The following is a 19,871-nucleotide window of genomic DNA, read 5'->3' as shown; positions in this document are numbered from 1 at the left end:
CAAAAATACAGCCTCAATAACATTACAGGTAGCCATCATGTCAGTCATTCAAACCACATCAAGTCCTGCAGAAAGTAATAAACAAGCTCTTTCCGGGCGGACAGTTCTTATGCTGGCAACTGGCGCTGGTCTTAGCGTTGCATCGATTTATTATAGCCAACCACTATTGGGTGTTATAGGGAGTGATTTGCATGCCAGCGTAGGTGCGGTAGGTATGGTGCCGACATTGACACAAATTGGTTATGCCTTAGGCATATTATTACTTGCCCCGCTAGGGGATCGCCATGACCGCCGGATTATCATTTTGTTGAAAGGTATTCTGCTGACTATTGCATTGTTATTTAGCGGCTTTGCACCGGGTATCAGCGGGTTACTTGCCACCAGTTTTGTTATCGGCCTTGCGGCAACGATGGCGCAAGACATTGTTCCGGCTTCCGCTAGCTTAGTCTCGGCGGCCCAACGCGGAAAAACAGTCGGAACGGTTATGACGGGTTTATTGTTGGGTATTTTGCTGTCACGGGTATTGAGTGGCTTTGTCGCTGAATATTTCGGTTGGCGGTCACTGTATATGGGCGCTGCACTGTCAGTTATTTTAATCACTCTGGTGATCTGGCGCTGTTTACCAGGGCTACCAGCAACCTCGACGCTGAGTTATCCGGCTCTGTTCACCTCAATGAGCCATTTGTGGCTACAGTTTAAAGACTTACGCCGGGCTGCCTTATCACAAGGACTATTATCTATAGGATTCAGCGCATTTTGGTCCACTTTAGCTGTGATGCTACAGGATACTTATCACCTTGGCAGTGCAGTTGCGGGTGCATTCGGCCTTGCCGGTGCTGCGGGTGCGTTGGCAGCACCGCTAGCTGGCTCATTGGCGGATCGTCGAGGGCCACAAGTGGTTACTTTAATTGGCGCAGGCCTGGCAACATTGTCGTTTGCCGCTCTGTTTCTTTTGCCTTTGTTACCATTTCAGCTTCAGATAGGGCTGATTGTTGTGAGTGCAGTTGGTTTTGATTTTGGTGTTCAAGCCACATTAGTCGCGCATCAAACCATTATTTATAACCTTGAACCCGCTGCCCGTAGCCGACTTAATGCACTGTTATTTACCGGCGTGTTTGTTGGGATGGCTGTAGGGTCAGCCTTGGGTAGCCTAATGTTAGAAAAAATGGGCTGGACTGGTGTTGTTGCGCTGATTACCCTTGCCGGTGCTGCAAGTTTGGCTGTTCGGTGGTGTGGTCGAAGAGCCTAATAGCTGGGTTTTGAATGACAATTAATAGGAAACCTTATCCAACATATTTCGGGATACCTGATAGCCGGGTATCCCGATGTCACATTTTAAATTCCCATATAAGGCACTAAATTTGCTCGTCGATACTGACCATCAAGAGTGTTTTTGCTTGCTAGTTTTGTAGGTAAGCAATGCTGTGGTGAATTTCTCTTTCAATGTCGGCCTCTGACCAAGTATTCAATAGTGATGAGAACGGTTCAAAAGCATATATTCCTTGGTAGCCTAACCGCTCAAGATTGATGACTTGCTGTTTGCTGTTGAGCTTATCCTGTTCACTTAGCATGATGCGGTCCTCATCTGTCAGCGTGGATTTTAACCGTGTTTCTTCGACACCCGAGAGGTGCACCAGACCAATAGTATTGACGTCAATATGTGCATCAAACTCGGCTTTATCGATGTCACTTAAATAGTAGTGGAAGGTGTCCAACACCATTTTGTAGGGGGCTGCAGATTTACGAATGATGGATTGTGTTAGTAGATGAGAGCGCAATGAACTGATGCCAAAGCCCAAGGGTTCCACTAGTCCAGTGACCTGATATTTTTTAAAGAGTGGGGCGAGCAACAACAAAGCATCCAGTGTATCTTGCTCTTTTTGCTCGGCCGAACGCCGGTCACTGGCACTACAGTTTGGGCATAAAATGATTCCACGACAATGAATTGCTTGTGCTTGTTTTAGCATGCTTTCTGCTTCTTGCAACAGCGCAGATCTATGCTCTGGAGAATTGAAGTATTGCAACGCATTGATGGTCACAATTTCAATTTCATATTCATCGGCCAGTTCATTCAGTTGTGCTGTTGTTAACTCATCAGTGACCTTGCCACTTGCCATGTCATTACGTAACTCAACCTTATTTAACCCGCACTTTTTAACCAATCTGAAAAAGTTTTCGATACTTAAATTTGGAGCGATCTTACGATTTATACAGAAACGATTTTGTGCAATAGACATGTTATTTGCTCCTGCCGGGAATCACCGGTACTGCTGTTGATAGAGACTGTTTCGATCGTTTTGCCAGCATGGCTTCTTCCATATGTTCCAATGCTACCCCTTTAGTTTCAGGTACAAAGCGACAGATAAACCAATAACTGAACAAGCAGCAGATAGCGAAAATCCACATTGGGAAGGCACCGTGGAATTGAGATGAAAGATAAGGTTGGTCATTCATCATTGGGAAGCTTTGTGAGACAGCGAAGTTAGCGACCCACATGCAGCCAACAGCAATACTCATGCCTTGCGCCCGCATACGGTTGGGGAATATTTCAGAAATTAGCACCCAAGTCCCAACCCCCCATGAAAGAGCGTAGAAGATCATAAAGAACAACATGCCAAACAGTGCCAGATAACCAGTCGACTGGTTATAGAGGGCGAAGGATGTGATCAATAGCCCGAGAATGGTGCCAAGGGTACCAAAGCGCATTAGTGGCAACCGGCCCATACGATCCATTAGCATTGCGCCAATCACTGAGCCCACCAATTGAAGTACACCAAGCCAGATAGTTTGGAATAGTGCTTCTTGCATATTACCGGTGACCACTTTCAACACCACGGGAGCGTAATACATCATGACGTTAACGCCAGTGACCTGTTGCAGCATTGCCAGCATACAGCCAACAAAAATAATAAAACGGACTCTGTAATCACCGTAATTCAGCCGGTTCTTATGCTGTTGCTTATCTTGAGCCAGTGATACTTTTATTTCGCTCAACACATTCTGGGCGTGGTTGGCATTGGAAACCTTGGTAAGCATGGCTAATGCCTGGTCTTCTCGGCCGACCATGACACTCCAGCGTGGGGATTCAGGAATAAAGAAAACAAAGATACAAAAGAACGCACAGGGAATGACAGCCGAGCCAATCATCCAGCGCCAACCATATTCAATGAGCCACAACTCCGTAGCCTGACTGGCAATTTTATAGTTAACGTAAAAGATGACGATCTGCCCAAATACAATGGCAAATTGCTGCATACTCAGTGCTCGCCCGCGCATATCTTTGGGGGAGACTTCTGACATATACATTGGGGAGACCGTCGAAGCCAATCCAACTGCTAATCCACCGATAATTCGATAGATAACAAATACGGTGAAAGTCGTTGCCAGTGCTGCTCCAATGGCAGATATAGTAAAAAGAGCGGCGGCCAGCATAAGGGCCTTTTTGCGCCCCCAGCGGCCAGCAATGGGGCCGGAGATAAATGCACCAATGACACAACCGATCACAACATTAGAGACTGCCCAACCCGTTTCTGCCGGGCTAAGGTTGAAGTAACTTTTCAGTGAGTCTATCGCACCTGAGATGACGGCAGTGTCATAGCCAAATAAGATGCCACCGAGAGCGGCAATGCCACAGATCCGCAACACATAGCCGGTATTCCTTTTTTGTTGATATGCCATAAAAACTCCGTTTAGTGTCCCTTGTCGCCAACCTGCGGCATTAACCTGTTCAGAGAAATAAGCAGGGCAAGAGTTGGATTGAAGTAACGTGCATACTGATTTTGATAAGAACATTTATTTCATTTTTATTAAATAACGAAATATTAATTTTTCGATCCAGCTCAAATATCAAGCAGCAAAAAGTCTTGAAAAGGCTATTTAAGGCGACGTAAAGGCTACTAAACATACTGTTTTTTTTACATTAACAGCTTTTTTAGGATGGAAAATTGAGAAAATGCAGATGGATGAGTCTATTGCGCAGATGTTCTGGTTATTTTGACCACGGTGTTAGTGGCTTGCAGGAACTTGCGATGCATCGCACAAAATAAAATTTCTAAAGAAAGTTATTTGAAACTTTTTTTTCAATGGAATAGAGTCTGCATATCGGCTGGCTTTTCGCCTTTTGGGTGGCTGGTCGCCTTGCGGGCTATCTTAGCTCTACCACAAGATAACCCTTACTGATTGAGCGCATGGTCCGTTAGGTGTCTGGCATATAGCCATTTTCAATGACCCTTGCGATAGCCGCTGTTAAGAAGAGGGTGAGACATGAAAATTGTGAGTAACTTTATTGGCGGGAAGAATTGTCTGAGTTCCAGCCATCAGACTGCCGATATTCATAATCCAGCCACCGGTAAAGTTGAAGGCCAGGTTACGCAAAGTACTGCTGAAGAAGTGCATCAGGCTATCGGCGTAGCACATGAGGCATTTGCCGACTGGTCACGTACTACCCCTCTGCGCCGTGCCCGTATTATGTTCAATTTCAAAGCACTGATTGAACAGCACCGGGATGAGTTGGCAGAGTTAATTGTTCGTGAGCACGGTAAAGTTTATTCCGATGCATTGGGTGAAATCACTCGTGGTCTGGAGGTTGTCGAGTTCGCTTGTGGTATCCCACACTTGTTGAAAGGTGAATATTCCGCCGATGTCGGTACCGGTGTCGATAGCTTCTCAATGATGCAACCCTTGGGCGTCGTTGCTGGCATAACCCCGTTTAACTTCCCCGCCATGGTACCAATGTGGATGTTCCCGGTAGCATTAACTTGCGGCAACACCTTTATCCTGAAGCCGCCAGCACTGGACCCTTCTGCTTCGGTGCGCTTGGCCGAATTGCTGACTGAAGCTGGGCTGCCTGATGGTGTATTCAATGTTATTCATTGCTCAAATGAAAGTGCTGCTCAACTTTGCACTGACCCACGAATTCAGGCGGTAAGTTTTGTTGGTTCCTCTACTGTGGCCGAACATATCTATACCACAGCCAGTGCTCATGGTAAGCGAGTTCAAGCCTTCGGCGCGGCAAAAAATCAGGCAATTATTATGCCTGATGCCGATCTTGATGCGACAGTAAATGCATTGATGGGCGGTGCATTTGGGTCTGCAGGTGAACGTTGCATGGCGCTGCCTATTGCCGTTGTTGTTGGCGATAGCACGGCTGATAAGCTCATTGAAAAGCTAAAACCACTTATTGCTCGCTTACGCGTTGGCCCTGGCTTGCAGGAAGGTGGGGAAGAAAATGAAATGGGGCCATTAATTTCAGCAGCTCATCAGGAAAAAGTCCTTGGGTATATTGATCAAGGTGTTAAAGAAGGTGCGACGTTAATCACAGATGGCCGCAATTATAAGGTTACTGGCTATGAGCATGGATATTATGTAGGCGGTACTCTGTTTGACCATGTCACCCCGGATATGAAAATTTATCGGGAAGAGATCTTTGGGCCAGTGCTAGGAATTGTTAGAGTCCCGGATTATCAAACAGCAATTAATACCGTGAATAGCCATGAGTTTGGTAATGGGAGCGCTATTTTCACGAGTAGCGGTCACTTTGCTCGGCAGTTTGTGCACGAGGTTCAGGCTGGAATGGTCGGTGTCAATGTGCCAGTTCCGGTCCCTATGGCATTTCATAGCTTTGGTGGTTGGAAGCGCTCTGTATTCGGGGCATTGAATGTTCATGGTACGGACGGTGTGCGTTTTTATACGCGGATGAAAACAACAACCGCCCGCTGGCCAACGGGTCAGCAGACAGTTTCAGAATACAGTATGCCAACATTGGGCTAATGCTGCTGGCGGTGTTAGCTAGTGTAATTTCATGTTGTTAACAGGAGAGCCATCATGTCTTCACTGCTTGCCAAATGTCAGTCTCCGGATGCAGATGGGCGTATTCAGCATATTTCACCAGAGAATGCGGGCTGGCGTTTTGTTGGGTTTGATGTCTATCACCTTGCAGCGGGAAAAGCCTTGGATCTGGAGAGTGCCGATAATGAACTCTGTCTGGTATTAGTCGCTGGTATTGCTTCAGTTTCAACACAACGTGCGGAATATCCTCATATTGGCAAACGTATGAGTCCGTTTGAACGGACACCGCCTTATTCTGTTTATGTCCCACATCATGATCATGTCAAAATTGTGGCAGAGACTGATTTAGAACTGGCCGTCTGTCGCGCTCCTGGTCATGGTCATTTACCTTCCCGCCTTATCACTCCGGCAGATGTGGGGGTTGAGAGGCGGGGTAAGGGGCGTAACCAGCGGTTAGTGCATAATATTTTGCCTGATAATGAACCTGCGGACAGTTTGCTGGTAGTCGAAGTTTATACCGATGAGGGGAATACCAGTTCATACCCAAGTCACAAACATGATCAGGAAAATGCGACAGACGAAACTTATCTGGAGGAAACCTATTATCACCGGCTGAAGCCAGATCAAGGTTTTTGTATGCAGCGAGTCTATACCGACGATCGTTCACTGGATGAATGCATGCCGGTCTATAACCGTGATGTGGTGAAGGTCCCTAAGGGCTACCATCCAGTGGCAACATTGGCAGGTTATGACAGCTATTACTTAAATGTCATGGCGGGGCCAGTACGGTTATGGAAGTTTACTTGGGAAAAAGATCATGCATGGATCAACAGTGATCAATATCCAGTAGCGCTCGATAAAAAGTAAGAGTCAGTCACTTTTTCAGTGTAATGACTAGATTATGAGTTCAATGGGTAGGTTGAATCCTACCCATTGAATAGATCGTTAAGGCTGGTGCTAGCAAGCCTTCTCTGAAGCTTTATTCTTTTGCATTATTCAATGCTAAAGAGACGGCAAGAGTTTGTGCCAGACACATGGAAGCAACCTGTGAACGGAATCCATCAACCTGAGCTTCCCGCACCACAAAACACACATCGCTGAACGCTGCCAATGGGCTGACCTGGCTATCCGTAATCGCAATCTGCTGAGCTCCACTTTTCGCCCCTAACTCCACCAGCTCTAAAGCTTCTTGCGCATAAGGAGAGTAACTGATGGCAATAACCACATCTTTGGGCTTCACCATACTCAATTGTTCCGCAAACATTCCTCCCAGCCCATCAATCAGAAAAGCGCGACGTTCCAGATGACGTAATGCATAAGTCAGGTAGGAAGCCACACTGAAAGAGCGGCGCAGACCAATCACATAGATATTCTCTGCGTTGTTCAATAACTCAACAGCTCTGTCCAATTGCTCGGCACTGGTTTGCACAGCTAGCTGTTGCAAGGCTTGTGCATTCACCATGGTAAATACATTCAATATTTCAGCCGGTTTCTCTGGGGCTGTGTTGCCATCGGTCGAGGTTTGGCGGAACAACCGCGCTCGTTCAGTATAGTTGACGGTTTCTTCCATCAAATGTTGACGGAATACCTGTTTCATTTCATTAAACCCACTGAAACCAAAGGCATTTGCAAACCGAATTAAGGTTGACGGTGGCACACTGGCTTGAGCCGCAATGGAAGCAACCGTATCAAATGCAATGCTATTACTGTTATCCAATATATAACGAGCAACTTGTTTTAAGCGTTTGCTTAACGTCTCATAGCGATGACGAATTTGGTCTTGTAACAATGAAAGTTGAGTCGGGTTATTCATCCATTCGGGCCCACGGCAGAGGAAAATTCAGGATTATCCCGTTCGTACTTGAAGTCACAACAGCGTCGGCTACATTTCCACACCCCGGCTTACTTACTTGAGTATGCTTATCGGAATGAGTTCATTTGTTGCTGATCGGCAACACCAAGTTCTTTGGGTATGTCTATCAAGTATTCTAACAGGTGGTTGGAAAATTTCATTTACTGATATTGGTATTTGTTTTTATTTCATTGAAACTTCAATCAGTCGACCAAGGCATATTAAAGGAAATACCTGTAACCTAAAGATATTACTTTATTATGTTTGACAAAAATCAGGATTTTTTCAGGCTAATGGGGAATAAACAGCGCAGATGGCAGCACAATGGCACTGATATGTTCCCACACCCGCGCCATTGAAACTGTTTTATCGTTAGGCTACCGGACGGCAATCCCGCCAATAACCTATCAGGGTTTGATAATTTTGTTTCACTTGTGAGATGAGCTCGGCATCATTTAACTCACCTTGTAGCCAATGGCGTGATGCCTGGCCGAAGATGGTTCGACCGACAGCAAAACCTTTCACCCAAGGTGCTTGTGCTGCTGCAGCAAAACCCGCTTTTAATATGGCTTCAGGAGAATCCAACCCCAGAATTAATACACCTCGACAATAAGGATCTTGAGTTTCAATCAGCTTACCAACCTGTTGCCAGTTTTCAGCACTAAGTGGTGGCAGCTTCCACCAATCTGGTTGAATACCTAACTGATAGAAATGTGACATGGTTTCAATATAATAACGTTCATCTTTATCTTTATTGTCTTCAGGTAAAATCACTTCTAACAGCAATTCATGCCCTGATTTACAGCATCCATGGTAAACATCAAGAATTAGCTCATCTTGCTGTTGACGTAACTCAGCGCTGTCTTTGGGATGATAAAAAACCAGACACTTTACAACGTGTTCTAGCGGCCAATCGATAAGCTGAGACCCAATATTGCCATGTTCGAGCCGTAATGGTCTTGAGCTTGGCAGTTCAATTGGCCGGCCTATCCACCACCCTTGACCAGTAATGGCATTGAGGGCTTCCTGGCCGTATGTTGTATCGGCCAGAATGCCACTTTTATGTTCTAGCCCAGACTCTTGGGCTGCCTGTTGTGCTGCTTGCAGTAACAATGTCTTGAGCTTGGGGAGCCGCTCTTCACTAACTCCCGCATCACGGGCCATTTCAGCGAGTTGTTTTCGGTGATCAAAAGCAAATACACAAAGCTCCGGCCACTGCTGTTTACGTGTGGTCACTCGGTGTAAATGGTTAAGATGAGCATCACGATCAGGGCGTAGAACAGCATGTTCACGGCTGAGATAGTCATCTAATTCAATTTTGGTTGGCATGGCCGGTGCGCAGCCATGACGTGAAACAACTAGTGCGCCACAAGCATTGGCATAACGACAAGCTTGTTCCCAGCCTTCATCATTAAGGTAACCGCGCAGCAAACCAGACATGAATGCATCACCTGCACCCAGTACATTGAGAACTTCAACACGAACACCGGAATGTAGTTTGACTCGCTCCCAACTGTTAGGAATTTCCCCTTCGAATACTGAGCAACCTTGTGCTCCGCGCTTACAGACCAGTGTCGCCGCTGTTGCTTTGCGTACATTTTGCAAAGCGGTCAGTGTATCAGTACTGCCACCGGCAATATGGAACTCTTCTTCGGTACCGACAATCAAATTGAAATGATGCAGAACTTCCTGCAATTCCTGAGTCACTTTTTCTGATTCAATGAAACGTGTTTCACCGTCACCTAGAGAAGTTAAGCCCCATAAGACTGGGCGATAATCAATGTCCAGCGCTGTTCGCAGGCCATGCTTATGAGCATATTCCAATGCTTTTAGCACTGCGGCACGCGTATTGGGATGAGAAAGATGTGTACCAGTGATAGCCAGCGCGCGTGATGAAGCAATATAAGACTCATCAATATCATCTGGCGTAAGTGCCATATCTGCGCAGTTTTCACGGTAGAAGATCAGTGGAAACGTCTCTTGATCCTTAATACCCAGAATAACCAGAGCGGTTAGGCGCTGTTTATCTGTAATAAGAAAACGGGTATCGGCCCCAACACGTTGTAATTCCTCGCGTAGGAAACGGCCCATATGTTCATCACCGACACGTGCCAGCATCCCTGATTTCAAGCCTTGGATTGCTGTTCCATAGGCAACATTACCTGATGACCCGCCCAAATATTTGGCAAATGTGCTGGTATCTTCCAGCCGGGACCCAATCTGTTGCCCATAAAAATCAACGGCAATTCGCCCGATACATATGACATCCAGCACTTTGTGTTGTGTACCCATCCCCATTTCCTTCTGTATTAATTCGAATCCCGACAATGACCGATGAATTGTACCTACAATAACCTTTCTGAAATCAGTATGAGGAATAAAAATTTCAACTTCAAGGTTAAATGAAATTTATTACCCTATTATGTGACATAGATAAAAGCCTTATATCACGCATTAAAATAGGACTTACGCCAATAAATTAAGCCAATTATTGATAGCTTTTTTAGGAAGATATAGTCGATAGGTAAAGAAAATATAATATAATTATATCAATGGACTAAGCATATATATCGTCGGATGGAATTGATGTTGCTTCAGAACCTTTTATAAGGCTTTTATCGTTTCAGTGTTTTCCTGGATTATTTGATCTTCATCGCAAAATGAAATGTTTCTTCTGTAATGTCATTTTATGAAAAAAATATTTGTTTATAATCCCAGCTATGTTTCACCTAACGGTCGTCAGCATCGCAGAAGCTATCAAGCCTGCCTCTTCGCTCCGGCAAACGTATCCTCAGGGCTGAAAGTATCTCAGTCACCATGGTGTCACACAAACCAAGCAAAGGATGGATAAATGAATAAGATTCGGCTAACCACGGCACAGGCTTTAGTCCGGTTTTTGGACAATCAGTACCTGCAAGTTGATGGTCAGGAAATCAAATTTATCAAAGGGATTTTTGCTATTTTTGGCCATGGTAATGTGTTGGGTGTCGGGCAGGCATTGGAACAAGATTGTGGTGAGTTAGTGGTTCATCAGGGGCGAAATGAACAAGGAATGGCTCATGCGGCCACCGCCTTTGCTAAACAAAAACTGCGTCAGCAAATTTATGCTTGTACATCATCTGTTGGGCCAGGCAGTGCCAACATGATTACTGCCGCAGCAACCGCAACGGCCAACCGCATTCCGCTACTGCTCCTTCCTGGCGATGTGTTTGCATCACGCCAACCGGATCCAGTATTACAGCAAATTGAACAGTCTCACGACCTGAGTATTAGTACCAATGATGCATTCAAACCAGTCAGTAAATATTGGGATCGTATTACTCGGCCGGAACAACTGATGAGTGCGTGCATTAATGCGATGCGAGTACTGACCGATCCTGCAGAGACTGGTGCAGTGACACTTTGTTTACCACAAGATGTCCAGGCTGAAGCTTATGATTATCCTGATTACTTCTTCCAAAAACGAGTTCATCGCCTTGATCGGCGGCCTGCCAGTACCGTAATGCTGGCGGATGCCATTGCTTTGCTTACTTCAAAGCGTAGACCGATTCTAGTGTGTGGCGGTGGGGTAAAGTATTCGCAAGCGGGTCAGGCATTGCAACGATTTGCTGAGCGTTTTGGTTTGCCGTGGGTAGAAACACAAGCTGGCAAAGGGACTATCAGCTCCGAACATGAATTGAATCTTGGCGGCATTGGCGAGACCGGTTGTTTGGCAGCTAACACATTGGCAAAGCAGGCTGACTTAGTCATTGGCGTCGGCACACGTTATACCGATTTTACCACATCATCTAAATGGCTATTCCAGAGCCCGGATGTCTCATTCCTCAATATTAATGTCAGTGCTTTTGATGCAGGTAAACTGGATGGTTTGCAATTATTGGCCGATGCACGGGAAGCATTATCAGCATTACATCAGCAACTCGACAATACAGGCTATCAGGCCAGCTGGGGCGGTGAAATTGCCCGGATGCGTGCTGAGCAGTTAGCGGAGACTCAGCGAGTCTATCAGGTGGAATACAATGCTGATGATTTCACTCCTGAAATTAATGACCATTTAAATCGTGAACAAGTCTTCGCTGAATTTATCAATAAAACCGGCTCTTTCTTGACGCAAAGCCAGGTGCTAGGAGTGCTTAATAATCAGTTACCTCAAGATGCGGTCATTGTTGCGGCTGCGGGCAGCTTACCAGGTGATTTGCAGCGGGTGTGGCGCACCAAAGGGAGTAATGGCTACCACGTTGAGTATGGTTACTCATGCATGGGTTATGAAGTCAGTGCTGCATTAGGTGTGAAACTGGCTGAACCTGAGCGCGAAGTTTATTCATTGGTTGGTGACGGCGCATTTATGATGCTGCACTCCGAGTTGGTCACGTCTATCCAGGAACACTGCAAAATTAATGTCGTATTGTTCGATAACATGACCAATGGCTGCATTAATAATCTCCAGATGGAACATGGCATGGACAGTTATGCCACTGAATTTCGTTTCCGTAATCAAGAAACCGGCCAATTAGACGGTGATTTTGTCCCGGTTGATTTTGCTATGTTGGCCGCCGCCTATGGTTGTAAGACATACCGTGTTTCCACTGAACAACAACTTATCGATGCATTGGCAGATGCCCGTTTGCAGACGATTTCAACCTTGATCGACATAAAAGTCCTACCAAAAACCATGGTGCATAAATACCTGAGTTGGTGGCGGGTTGGGGTTGCCCAGGTTTCTGAAAGTGAAAGGACGGACGCGGTGGTTCGGGTGTTAGAGCAAAATATCGCTAAAGCCCGTGATTACTAACACTCATTGCAGTTGATCTGGATGTGAAGTTGTAAAACGAGCAGGTATTGCCTGCAAACCGAAACTTCATGAGGGAAATAATATGCCGTTAAATATTGGTGTGATCGGAACTGGTGCTATTGGTCAGGATCATATTCGCCGTTGTAGCAAGGTATTGCAGGGTAGTCGTGTCGTCGCCGTAACCGATATCAATCGTGAACACGCCACCAAAGTTATTCGCGACCTTGGTATCGAAGCAAATGTTTATGCTGATGGCTATGAAGTCATTAATGCGAAAGAAGTGGATGCGGTGTTAGTCACCTCTTGGGGGCCAAGCCACGAAGAGTTTGTTCTGGCCGCAGTTGCTGCGGGGAAATATGTTTTTTGTGAAAAACCGTTAGCCGTAACTGCTGAAGGGTGTAAACGCATTGTAGAAGCCGAGGCTGCGCAAGGTAAGCGATTGGTTCAAGTCGGGTTTATGCGCCCTTATGATCAAGGTTATCGCGCACTGAAAGATGTTATTACCAGTGGAAAGATTGGTGATCCGTTAATGTTGCACTGTGCTCACCGTAATCCAAGAGTTGGCGAGAACTACACAACAAGCATGGCTATCACGGATACCTTAATTCATGAAATCGATGTACTACGCTGGCTATTGGATGATGATTACGTTTCTGTACAAGTTGTTTTCCCACGCAAAGCTAAGCATGCCAAGGCCCATCTGAGAGACCCACAAGTTGTGTTATTTGAAACGGCGAAAGGGACTCGCATTGATGTAGAGATCTTTGTGAATTGCCAATATGGCTATGACATTCAATGTGAGGTCGTCGGGGATATTGGTATAGCAAAATTACCTGAGCCATCTTCAGTATTACTGCGTAGTGAAGCGCGGTTATCACATGAAATTCTTACCGACTGGAAAGATCGTTTTATTGACGCCTACGATGTTGAGTTGCAAGCCTTTATCAATGATGTTTTGGCTGAAAAACTCACCGGACCTTCTGCATGGGATGGCTTTGCTGCTGCGGTTACTGCTGATGCCTGTATTGCGGCGCAAGAAAATGGTGAGATTGTTCCTGTTAGTTTGCCGCAACGACCTGCTTTTTATAACAAATAACATTGGGCTGTGCTTCCTGTGAGCCAGTTATCAAGCTGTAGCATTGCCCTATTTTTTTGTAGCCAATCGGGTCGGCCCGCATCTCACGTAAAACCGGGAGCGCTATGAAGATTGCATTTGATGTTGATGTCATTAAAGACCTGGGTATCACTAATATGGTTCGCCAAGTTGCGGAATGGGGATATGACTATATTGAGCAGTCACCACATCCGCAGCTTAATCCGTTTTATAAACACCCTAAGGCGGGCCGTGAAGTTGTTGCTGAATATAAGAAAGCACTAAAAGAAACTGGGGTCGAAATATCATCTTTCATCGTGGTATATCGTTGGGCTGGGCCACTGGAAGCACGGCGACAGGCAGCAGTAACCAACTGGAAGAGAATGATTGAAATTGCAGTCGAAATGGGCGTTTCCGTCATTAATACCGAGCTTTCTGGCGATCCCAATGAACCTGAGGTTTGTGAGGAGATGTGGTATCGCTCAATGGAAGAGTTATTACCAATTATTGAGCGGGAAGGGATTCGGGTAGAGATTCAATCTCATCCATGGGATTTTTGTGAAGAGAATAATGAAACTGCAGATTTAGTGAAATCACTGCGCAGCGATAATGTGAAATATCTTTATAGCGTACCCCATACCTTTTTCTACGATAAAGGCAAAGGAGATGTGGCTGGAATGTTGAAATATGCTGGCGATGACCTTTCACACGTATTGATTGCCGATACGATGAATCACACTAAGCACTGCCGATATATCGTGAACCCGCCGGGGGTCGATGCTGTCATTCATCAACATGTGGGTATTGGTGAAGGAGAAGTCGATTTCTCCGCACTGTTCCAAACATTACGCGATATGGATTTTGCCAATCGCACTTTTAAAGTCGGCGGCGAATCTATTATTACGACTTCTCTTTTTGGTTATCCAGAAAAAATGGTGCATCAGGCTGTTGCGACCCGTGAACGTATTGAACGTGAGTTGCTGAATCAATAACGCAGCATAATGACCAGAGTATTAAGCTCTATTTAAAATAAGTTTTATTTAAATAAAGACTATTTCTTGTATTAAAGGACGGGCAATTAATCACTTTTTAATTGTATTCATCTGTATAAATTAGATGTATCGCAGAGGTTTATTATGAATAAAGATCGTGTGAAGTTGGCAATCGCTCCTATTGGTTGGACGAATGACGATATGCCAGATTTAGGCAAAGAAAATACCTTCCAACAATGTATCAGTGAAATGGCACTGGCTGGATTTACCGGCAGTGAAGTTGGTAGTAAATATCCACGAGATCCTAACATACTGAAACCTATGCTTGAACTGCGTGGTATGCAAATTTGTAATGCTTGGTTCAGCACTTTTTTTGCCGATGATCAGCGTGCAAAAACCATTGATGAATTTATTAATCATATGAATTTCCTCCACGCTATGGGTGCAAAAGTGATTGGTTGTTCCGAACAAAGCAAAAGTATTCAGGGGACGCCAAAAGCGGTCTTTGAAGAAAAACCTTACTTTACTGACCTTGAATGGCAGCGTATTGCTGATGGCTATAATGAGTTAGCCAAAATCGCGGCCACGAAAGGGATGCAGGTATGTTTACATCACCATATGGGAACAGGTATCCAAACCAGCGAAGAAATTGATCGTTATATGAGTATGGTTAATGACGATGTTTACCTGCTATTTGATACTGGGCATGCCTATTACTCCGAGGGTAGCCAGGAAGCCATGCTAGCCATTCTAGAGAAATACTTACCGCGTATTAATCATGTCCATCTGAAAGATGTGCGCGATGAGATTGTCGCAGAAGTTAAGACCAAAAAACTCAGTTTTCTTGATGGTGTGAAAAAGGGGACGTTCACTGTGCCCGGTGATGGCGTTATTGACTTCCGGCCGGTGTTTAAATTGCTGGATGAAAGGGGCTATCAAGGTTGGATGGTGGTTGAAGCAGAGCAGGATCCGGCTATTGCTAATCCATTTGAATATGCAGTGAAGGCTCGGCGTTATATCAAAGAAACGGCAGGTATTTAAATATCCTCGTTCTTGATACTGCCTGGTGTTCATTGCTTTTATTGGCTATTAACCTGCTTACTGAGATATCCCAATAACAGGGGGCAGCACTTGCATGCTATCCCCTATTGAATAACCTATATTTTGATTCTGCCCATATGGTATGCATCAACAAACTGGCCGTCTCGGAAAGCAAAGTGTGGGCTGGTACCTTCAATCTCAAAGCCAAATTTACGATACAGGGTGATAGCCGCAGTATTGTCGACAAAAACAGTCAACTCAATACGTTGTATATTCAGCCAGTTATCACATAAATCGATCATGGCTGTCATCAATGCACTGCCGATACCTTTCCCACAAAAATGTGCATCAACAGCAATACCAAAAGTAGCCACATGACGGCGCCTAGCCCGTTGATTGGCTTCAACAGTTAGTTGACCAACAATTTTCTCATCAATACATGCCACCATATTCTGCATACCTGCTGGCATCTCTTTGATTCTTTTGGCCCACATCTCTTGAGAAGGCAGAGGTAGCTGTAATGTGTCGCGATAAACCTGTGGATGAGAAAATAACTGCTGTAAGGCCAGATAATCGGAGATTTCCACATGGCGTATCTGCACATTTTTCATAAGCATAACCTTACTCTTACTGTTTGAATTACCTAATAAAGTATCGATTTATTTACTGGAGTCAATAATATTGGCTGTGGTTAAAAAAAACACTTTACAAGTGAGAGTGATAATGATTATCATTGTCGTGCTTTCCGATGAGGCATCAAAGTTTAGGTGTTCACATTATGAAGGCACGACATTGCTCACATTGCTTCCAGTGTTTACTTAGCCAGCCGGGTGCTGGCTTTTTTTTTGCCTATCTTTCACTGTTTGCCTTATCAGGCTTTTGTTTGAAGGCACCTATCTCTGAGCACTTATCATGTTTTCTCTCTGTAATGACTTCAAATTCAAATCATTTGTCTTTTAACTTATCAATTAGTCGAATTTTTTGAACAGAGGAGTGAGTTTTTTGCGCTTTCATATTCTCCGGCGACATCTAGACTAAAGAAAACATTGAGGAGAACTGAACATGATTTATTTACGCAAAGCAGAAGAACGTGGTCATGCTAATCACGGTTGGCTGGATAGCTGGCATACTTTCTCATTCGCTGATTATTACGACCCGGAATTTATGGGGTTTTCAGCGCTGCGGGTGATTAACGAAGATGTTATCGACGCAGGCCAGGGTTTTGGTACTCATCCACATAAAGATATGGAAATCCTGACTTATGTGTTGTCCGGTACTGTTGAACACCAAGATAGCATGGGTAACAAAGAACAGATTCATGCAGGTGAATTCCAGATCATGAGTGCGGGCACAGGTATCCGCCATTCAGAATATAATGGCCGTGATGACCAGCCGCTGCATCTTTACCAGATTTGGATTATCCCGAATAAAACCGGCTTGGAACCGCGCTACGAGCAGCAGATGTTTGATATCCCGCAAGGGAGGCAACTGGTGTTATCACCGGATGCGCGTGATGGTTCATTGAAGGTGTTCCAGGACATGACATTATGGCGCTGGGCACTGAAACGTGAAGAGCAGTCAATTTATCAGATTCAGGCAGAGCGCCGCATCTGGATACAAGTTGTGCGCGGTAATGTGTCTATCAACGGCCATCGTGCAGGTACCAGCGATGCCTTGGCTATCTGGGATGAAGCTGCGCTTTCTATTCATGCAGATGAAGACAGTGAAATCTTGTTGTTTGATTTACCGCCAGTTTAAGTTTGATAGTCCTCAGTAAAAAGGGTATGCGCGTCGCGTAATACCCTTTTCTTTGCTAGAATAGCCCATCGTTTACTCTGCCTCAGTTCATTGATAATGAAGAAAAAAAGGCCAGTGCTACAAGATGTTGCCGATATGGTTGGCGTCACTAAAATGACGGTCAGCCGCTATTTGCGCAATCCGGAGCAAGTTTCTGCGGTTTTGCAGGAAAAAATTGCACTGGCATTAAACGAACTTGGCTATATTCCTAATCGTGCTCCCGATATCCTCTCCAACGCGACCAGCCATGCTATTGGCGTATTATTGCCGTCATTAACTAACCAGGTTTTCGCCGAAGTGTTGCGCGGTATTGAGAGTGTGACAGATGCTCATGGTTATCAGACGATGTTGGCACATTACGGCTATCAGAAAGAGCGCGAAGAGCAGCGCTTGACCTCGTTACTCTCTTACAATATTGATGGCTTGATCCTCTCAGAACGTCACCACACGGCCCGTACATTGCAAATGATTGAGGTCGCGGGTATTCCTGTTATTGAACTGATGGATTGTTCTTCACCTTGCATTGATCTGGCTGTGGGCTTTAACAACTTTGAAGCTGCTCGGCAGATGACTCAGCAAATTATCGCCAAAGGCCATCGACACGTCGTGTATTTTGGCGCGCGTCAGGATGAGCGTACGGTGATCAAGCAACAAGGATATGAGCAGGCAATGCGTGAGTCCGGTTTGGAACCCATGAGTGTGATGACCAGCCGCTCCTCATCCTACTCCGCAGGTGCTGAGCTATTGCGTGCCGCGCAGGTCAGTTATCCGCAGATCGACAGTATTTTCTGTACCAATGATGACTTGGCAATTGGCGCGGTATTTGAATGTCAGCGTCAAGGGCTATCTATCCCGCAGGATATGGCGATAGCCGGTTTTCATGGTCATGATATTGGCCAGTCGATGGTGCCAAAACTGGCCAGTGTGCTGACCCCGCGTGAGAGAATGGGGCAAATCGGTGCTGAGCGCTTGTTAGCTCGGTTGCGCGGAGAGGTGGTAACACCCAAGATGGTTGACGTCGGTTTCACCATCCTCCCCGGCGGCAGCATTTAAATCACAGTTGCTAACAACAAGCAGCCAACTAAGCCACAGACTGAAATAATGGTTTCCAACACTGACCATGACTTAAAGGTTTCGACAATCGTCAGGTTGAAATACTCCTTGAACAGCCAAAAACCCGGATCGTTGACGTGAGAGAAAATCACGCTACCGGAACCCACGGCAATAACCATCAGCTCAGGGCTGGCTCCTGTGGTGGCGATTAACGGTGCGACGATACCGCCTGCGGTAATGGCGGCAACAGTCGCCGAGCCCAGAGCGATACGTAACACGGCTGCAATTGACCATGCCATTAGAATTGGTGATAGGCCGCTGCTATTCATCATGCTGGCAATATAGTGATCAACACCACTGTCGACTAACACCTGTTTAAAAGCGCCGCCGCCGCCGATAACTAACAGCATCATTGCGATAATTTTTATGGAATCGGTCACGGTATCCATGACTGATTCCATTGAACGGCCACGGTTTAAGCCAAAGGTGAAAATGGCAATTAACACCGCGATCAGGGTCGCAATCACTGGGTCGCCGAAGAACTCAGCATAAGAGAGAATCGGGTGGCCTTTGGGCAAAATCATTTCAGCCACTGCCCGTAATGCCATCAAAATAACCGGCACCAACGCCGTGCTGACACTGACCCCAAAGCTTGGCATTTCTTCGTCAGTGAAAGTTTTTGGGTTATACAACCCTTCTGGGACAGGCTTATCAATACCTTTTAGGAAACGAGCAAATACCGGGCCTGCCAGAATAACGGTTGGGATGGCTAACAACGTCCCATACAGCAAGGTCTTGCCCATATCGGCGTGGAAAATGGTCGCGATAGCGGTTGGGCCGGGGTGAGGTGGCAGGAAACCGTGGGTGACAGACAGCGCGGCGGCCATCGGGACACCGACATACAGCAATGGAATGCGGGCTGAAGCTGCGATACTGAATACCAGCGGCAGCAACAGCACGAAGCCGACTTCATAGAACAGGGCAAAACCGACAGTAAAACCGGTGAGGACCACCGCCCATTGAATGTGCTTTTTACCAAATTTATCTATTAAGGTGGTGGCAATGCGTTGAGCACCACCGCAGTCAGCCAGTAATTTACCGAGCATGGCACCGAAGCCCATAATCAGCGCCAGGCTACCTAGCGTGCCACCAACCCCGGCTTTAATTGAACCGACCACTTTATCGACGGGCATTCCTTGCATGATACCGACCGCCAGTGCGACCAGAATCAGGGAAATAAATCCGTTGAGTTTGAAACGAATCATCAGTAACAGCAGCATGGCAACGCCAACCGCGACAATGACTAATGGCATAGTATTTCTCCGCTTACTTAGGGTGCCCCTTTGCCATTTGCAGTCGTAGGGGCATATCGCTTTTAGTTATAGTTTGCAGTCAGCCTTTTCCGGCCAGCATGATTGCGCGATTGAGTTCGATAATGGTGTTCTATCCTTTGTGATAAAAGTC

15 protein-coding genes are annotated in these 19,871 nt (G+C 45.8%); 9 read left to right on the top strand and 6 right to left on the bottom strand.

The window, feature by feature from the left end:
* The first annotated feature begins 37 nt into the window (after positions 1–37).
* A complete protein-coding gene (locus tag DJ58_RS09885; RefSeq protein WP_032910530.1) occupies positions 38–1,249 on the top strand; it encodes an MFS transporter in 1,212 nt (403 codons plus the stop codon).
* A 151-nt stretch (positions 1,250–1,400) separates the two neighbouring features.
* On the opposite strand, the gene DJ58_RS09890 is transcribed toward DJ58_RS09885, so the two are convergent.
* Positions 1,401–2,237, bottom strand: coding sequence for a TIM barrel protein (locus DJ58_RS09890; protein ID WP_032910529.1), 837 nt, complete (start codon positions 2,235–2,237; stop codon positions 1,401–1,403).
* 1 nt (position 2,238) lies between these two features.
* A complete protein-coding gene (locus tag DJ58_RS09895) occupies positions 2,239–3,678 on the bottom strand; it encodes a sugar porter family MFS transporter (protein WP_032910528.1) in 1,440 nt (479 codons plus the stop codon).
* A 585-nt stretch (positions 3,679–4,263) separates the two neighbouring features.
* Between DJ58_RS09895 and DJ58_RS09900 the strand changes: the two genes are divergently transcribed.
* Positions 4,264–5,769, top strand: a complete 1,506-nt coding sequence (locus DJ58_RS09900; RefSeq protein WP_004707150.1) for a CoA-acylating methylmalonate-semialdehyde dehydrogenase — start codon at positions 4,264–4,266, stop codon at positions 5,767–5,769.
* Between the two features lie 54 nt (positions 5,770–5,823).
* Positions 5,824–6,654, top strand: a complete 831-nt coding sequence (iolB, locus tag DJ58_RS09905; protein ID WP_004707149.1) for a 5-deoxy-glucuronate isomerase — start codon at positions 5,824–5,826, stop codon at positions 6,652–6,654.
* A 112-nt stretch (positions 6,655–6,766) separates the two neighbouring features.
* On the opposite strand, the gene DJ58_RS09910 is transcribed toward iolB, so the two are convergent.
* On the bottom strand, positions 6,767–7,600 hold the full coding sequence (locus DJ58_RS09910; RefSeq protein ID WP_004707148.1) for a MurR/RpiR family transcriptional regulator: 834 nt from the start codon (positions 7,598–7,600) through the stop codon (positions 6,767–6,769).
* Positions 7,601–8,011: 411 nt separating this feature from the next.
* Positions 8,012–9,931 carry a bifunctional 5-dehydro-2-deoxygluconokinase/5-dehydro-2-deoxyphosphogluconate aldolase gene (locus DJ58_RS09915; protein WP_032910526.1) on the bottom strand — a complete coding sequence of 640 codons (1,920 nt, stop codon included), beginning with the start codon at positions 9,929–9,931 and terminating at the stop codon, positions 8,012–8,014.
* A gap of 559 nt (positions 9,932–10,490) precedes the next feature.
* Between DJ58_RS09915 and iolD the strand changes: the two genes are divergently transcribed.
* The 4 genes from iolD (at position 10,491) to iolE (ending at position 15,557) form a co-directional block, all read left to right on the top strand.
* Entirely contained in the window at positions 10,491–12,431 is a 1,941-nt protein-coding gene (gene iolD, locus DJ58_RS09920; protein WP_004707146.1) for a 3D-(3,5/4)-trihydroxycyclohexane-1,2-dione acylhydrolase (decyclizing), read from the top strand.
* Between the two features lie 82 nt (positions 12,432–12,513).
* Positions 12,514–13,527, top strand: a complete 1,014-nt coding sequence (iolG, locus tag DJ58_RS09925; protein ID WP_004707145.1) for a bifunctional inositol 2-dehydrogenase/D-chiro-inositol 1-dehydrogenase — start codon at positions 12,514–12,516, stop codon at positions 13,525–13,527.
* A gap of 104 nt (positions 13,528–13,631) precedes the next feature.
* Entirely contained in the window at positions 13,632–14,516 is an 885-nt protein-coding gene (locus DJ58_RS09930) for a sugar phosphate isomerase/epimerase family protein (RefSeq protein WP_004707144.1), read from the top strand.
* 144 nt (positions 14,517–14,660) lie between these two features.
* The gene (iolE, locus tag DJ58_RS09935) at positions 14,661–15,557 is read left to right on the top strand and encodes a myo-inosose-2 dehydratase (RefSeq protein WP_004707143.1); all 897 of its coding nucleotides are present in this window, start codon (positions 14,661–14,663) and stop codon (positions 15,555–15,557) included.
* Positions 15,558–15,673: 116 nt separating this feature from the next.
* Here iolE and DJ58_RS09940 read toward each other — a convergent pair whose 3' ends face one another.
* On the bottom strand, positions 15,674–16,168 hold the full coding sequence (locus DJ58_RS09940; protein ID WP_004707142.1) for a GNAT family N-acetyltransferase: 495 nt from the start codon (positions 16,166–16,168) through the stop codon (positions 15,674–15,676).
* Between the two features lie 451 nt (positions 16,169–16,619).
* Here DJ58_RS09940 and DJ58_RS09945 point away from each other — a divergent pair, with 451 nt between their 5' ends.
* Together DJ58_RS09945 and gntR are read left to right on the top strand one after the other, a co-directional pair.
* On the top strand, positions 16,620–17,315 hold the full coding sequence (locus DJ58_RS09945) for a pirin family protein (protein ID WP_004709427.1): 696 nt from the start codon (positions 16,620–16,622) through the stop codon (positions 17,313–17,315).
* Between the two features lie 96 nt (positions 17,316–17,411).
* Positions 17,412–18,407: a gluconate operon transcriptional repressor GntR gene (gene gntR, locus DJ58_RS09950; protein ID WP_032911113.1), complete on the top strand. Its 996-nt coding sequence runs from the start codon at positions 17,412–17,414 to the stop codon at positions 18,405–18,407.
* Here the strand turns inward: gntR and gntT are convergent.
* Positions 18,404–19,720: a gluconate transporter gene (gene gntT, locus DJ58_RS09955; protein ID WP_004709425.1), complete on the bottom strand. Its 1,317-nt coding sequence runs from the start codon at positions 19,718–19,720 to the stop codon at positions 18,404–18,406. The genes gntR and gntT overlap by 4 nt on opposite strands.
* Positions 19,721–19,871 lie beyond the last annotated feature (151 nt).

The sequence above is a fragment of the Yersinia frederiksenii ATCC 33641 genome, assembly GCF_000754805.1.
GTDB lineage: Bacteria > Pseudomonadota > Gammaproteobacteria > Enterobacterales > Enterobacteriaceae > Yersinia > Yersinia frederiksenii.
The sequence above is the reverse complement of the archived record's forward strand: the minus strand, read 5'-3'. Positions and strand labels throughout refer to the sequence as shown.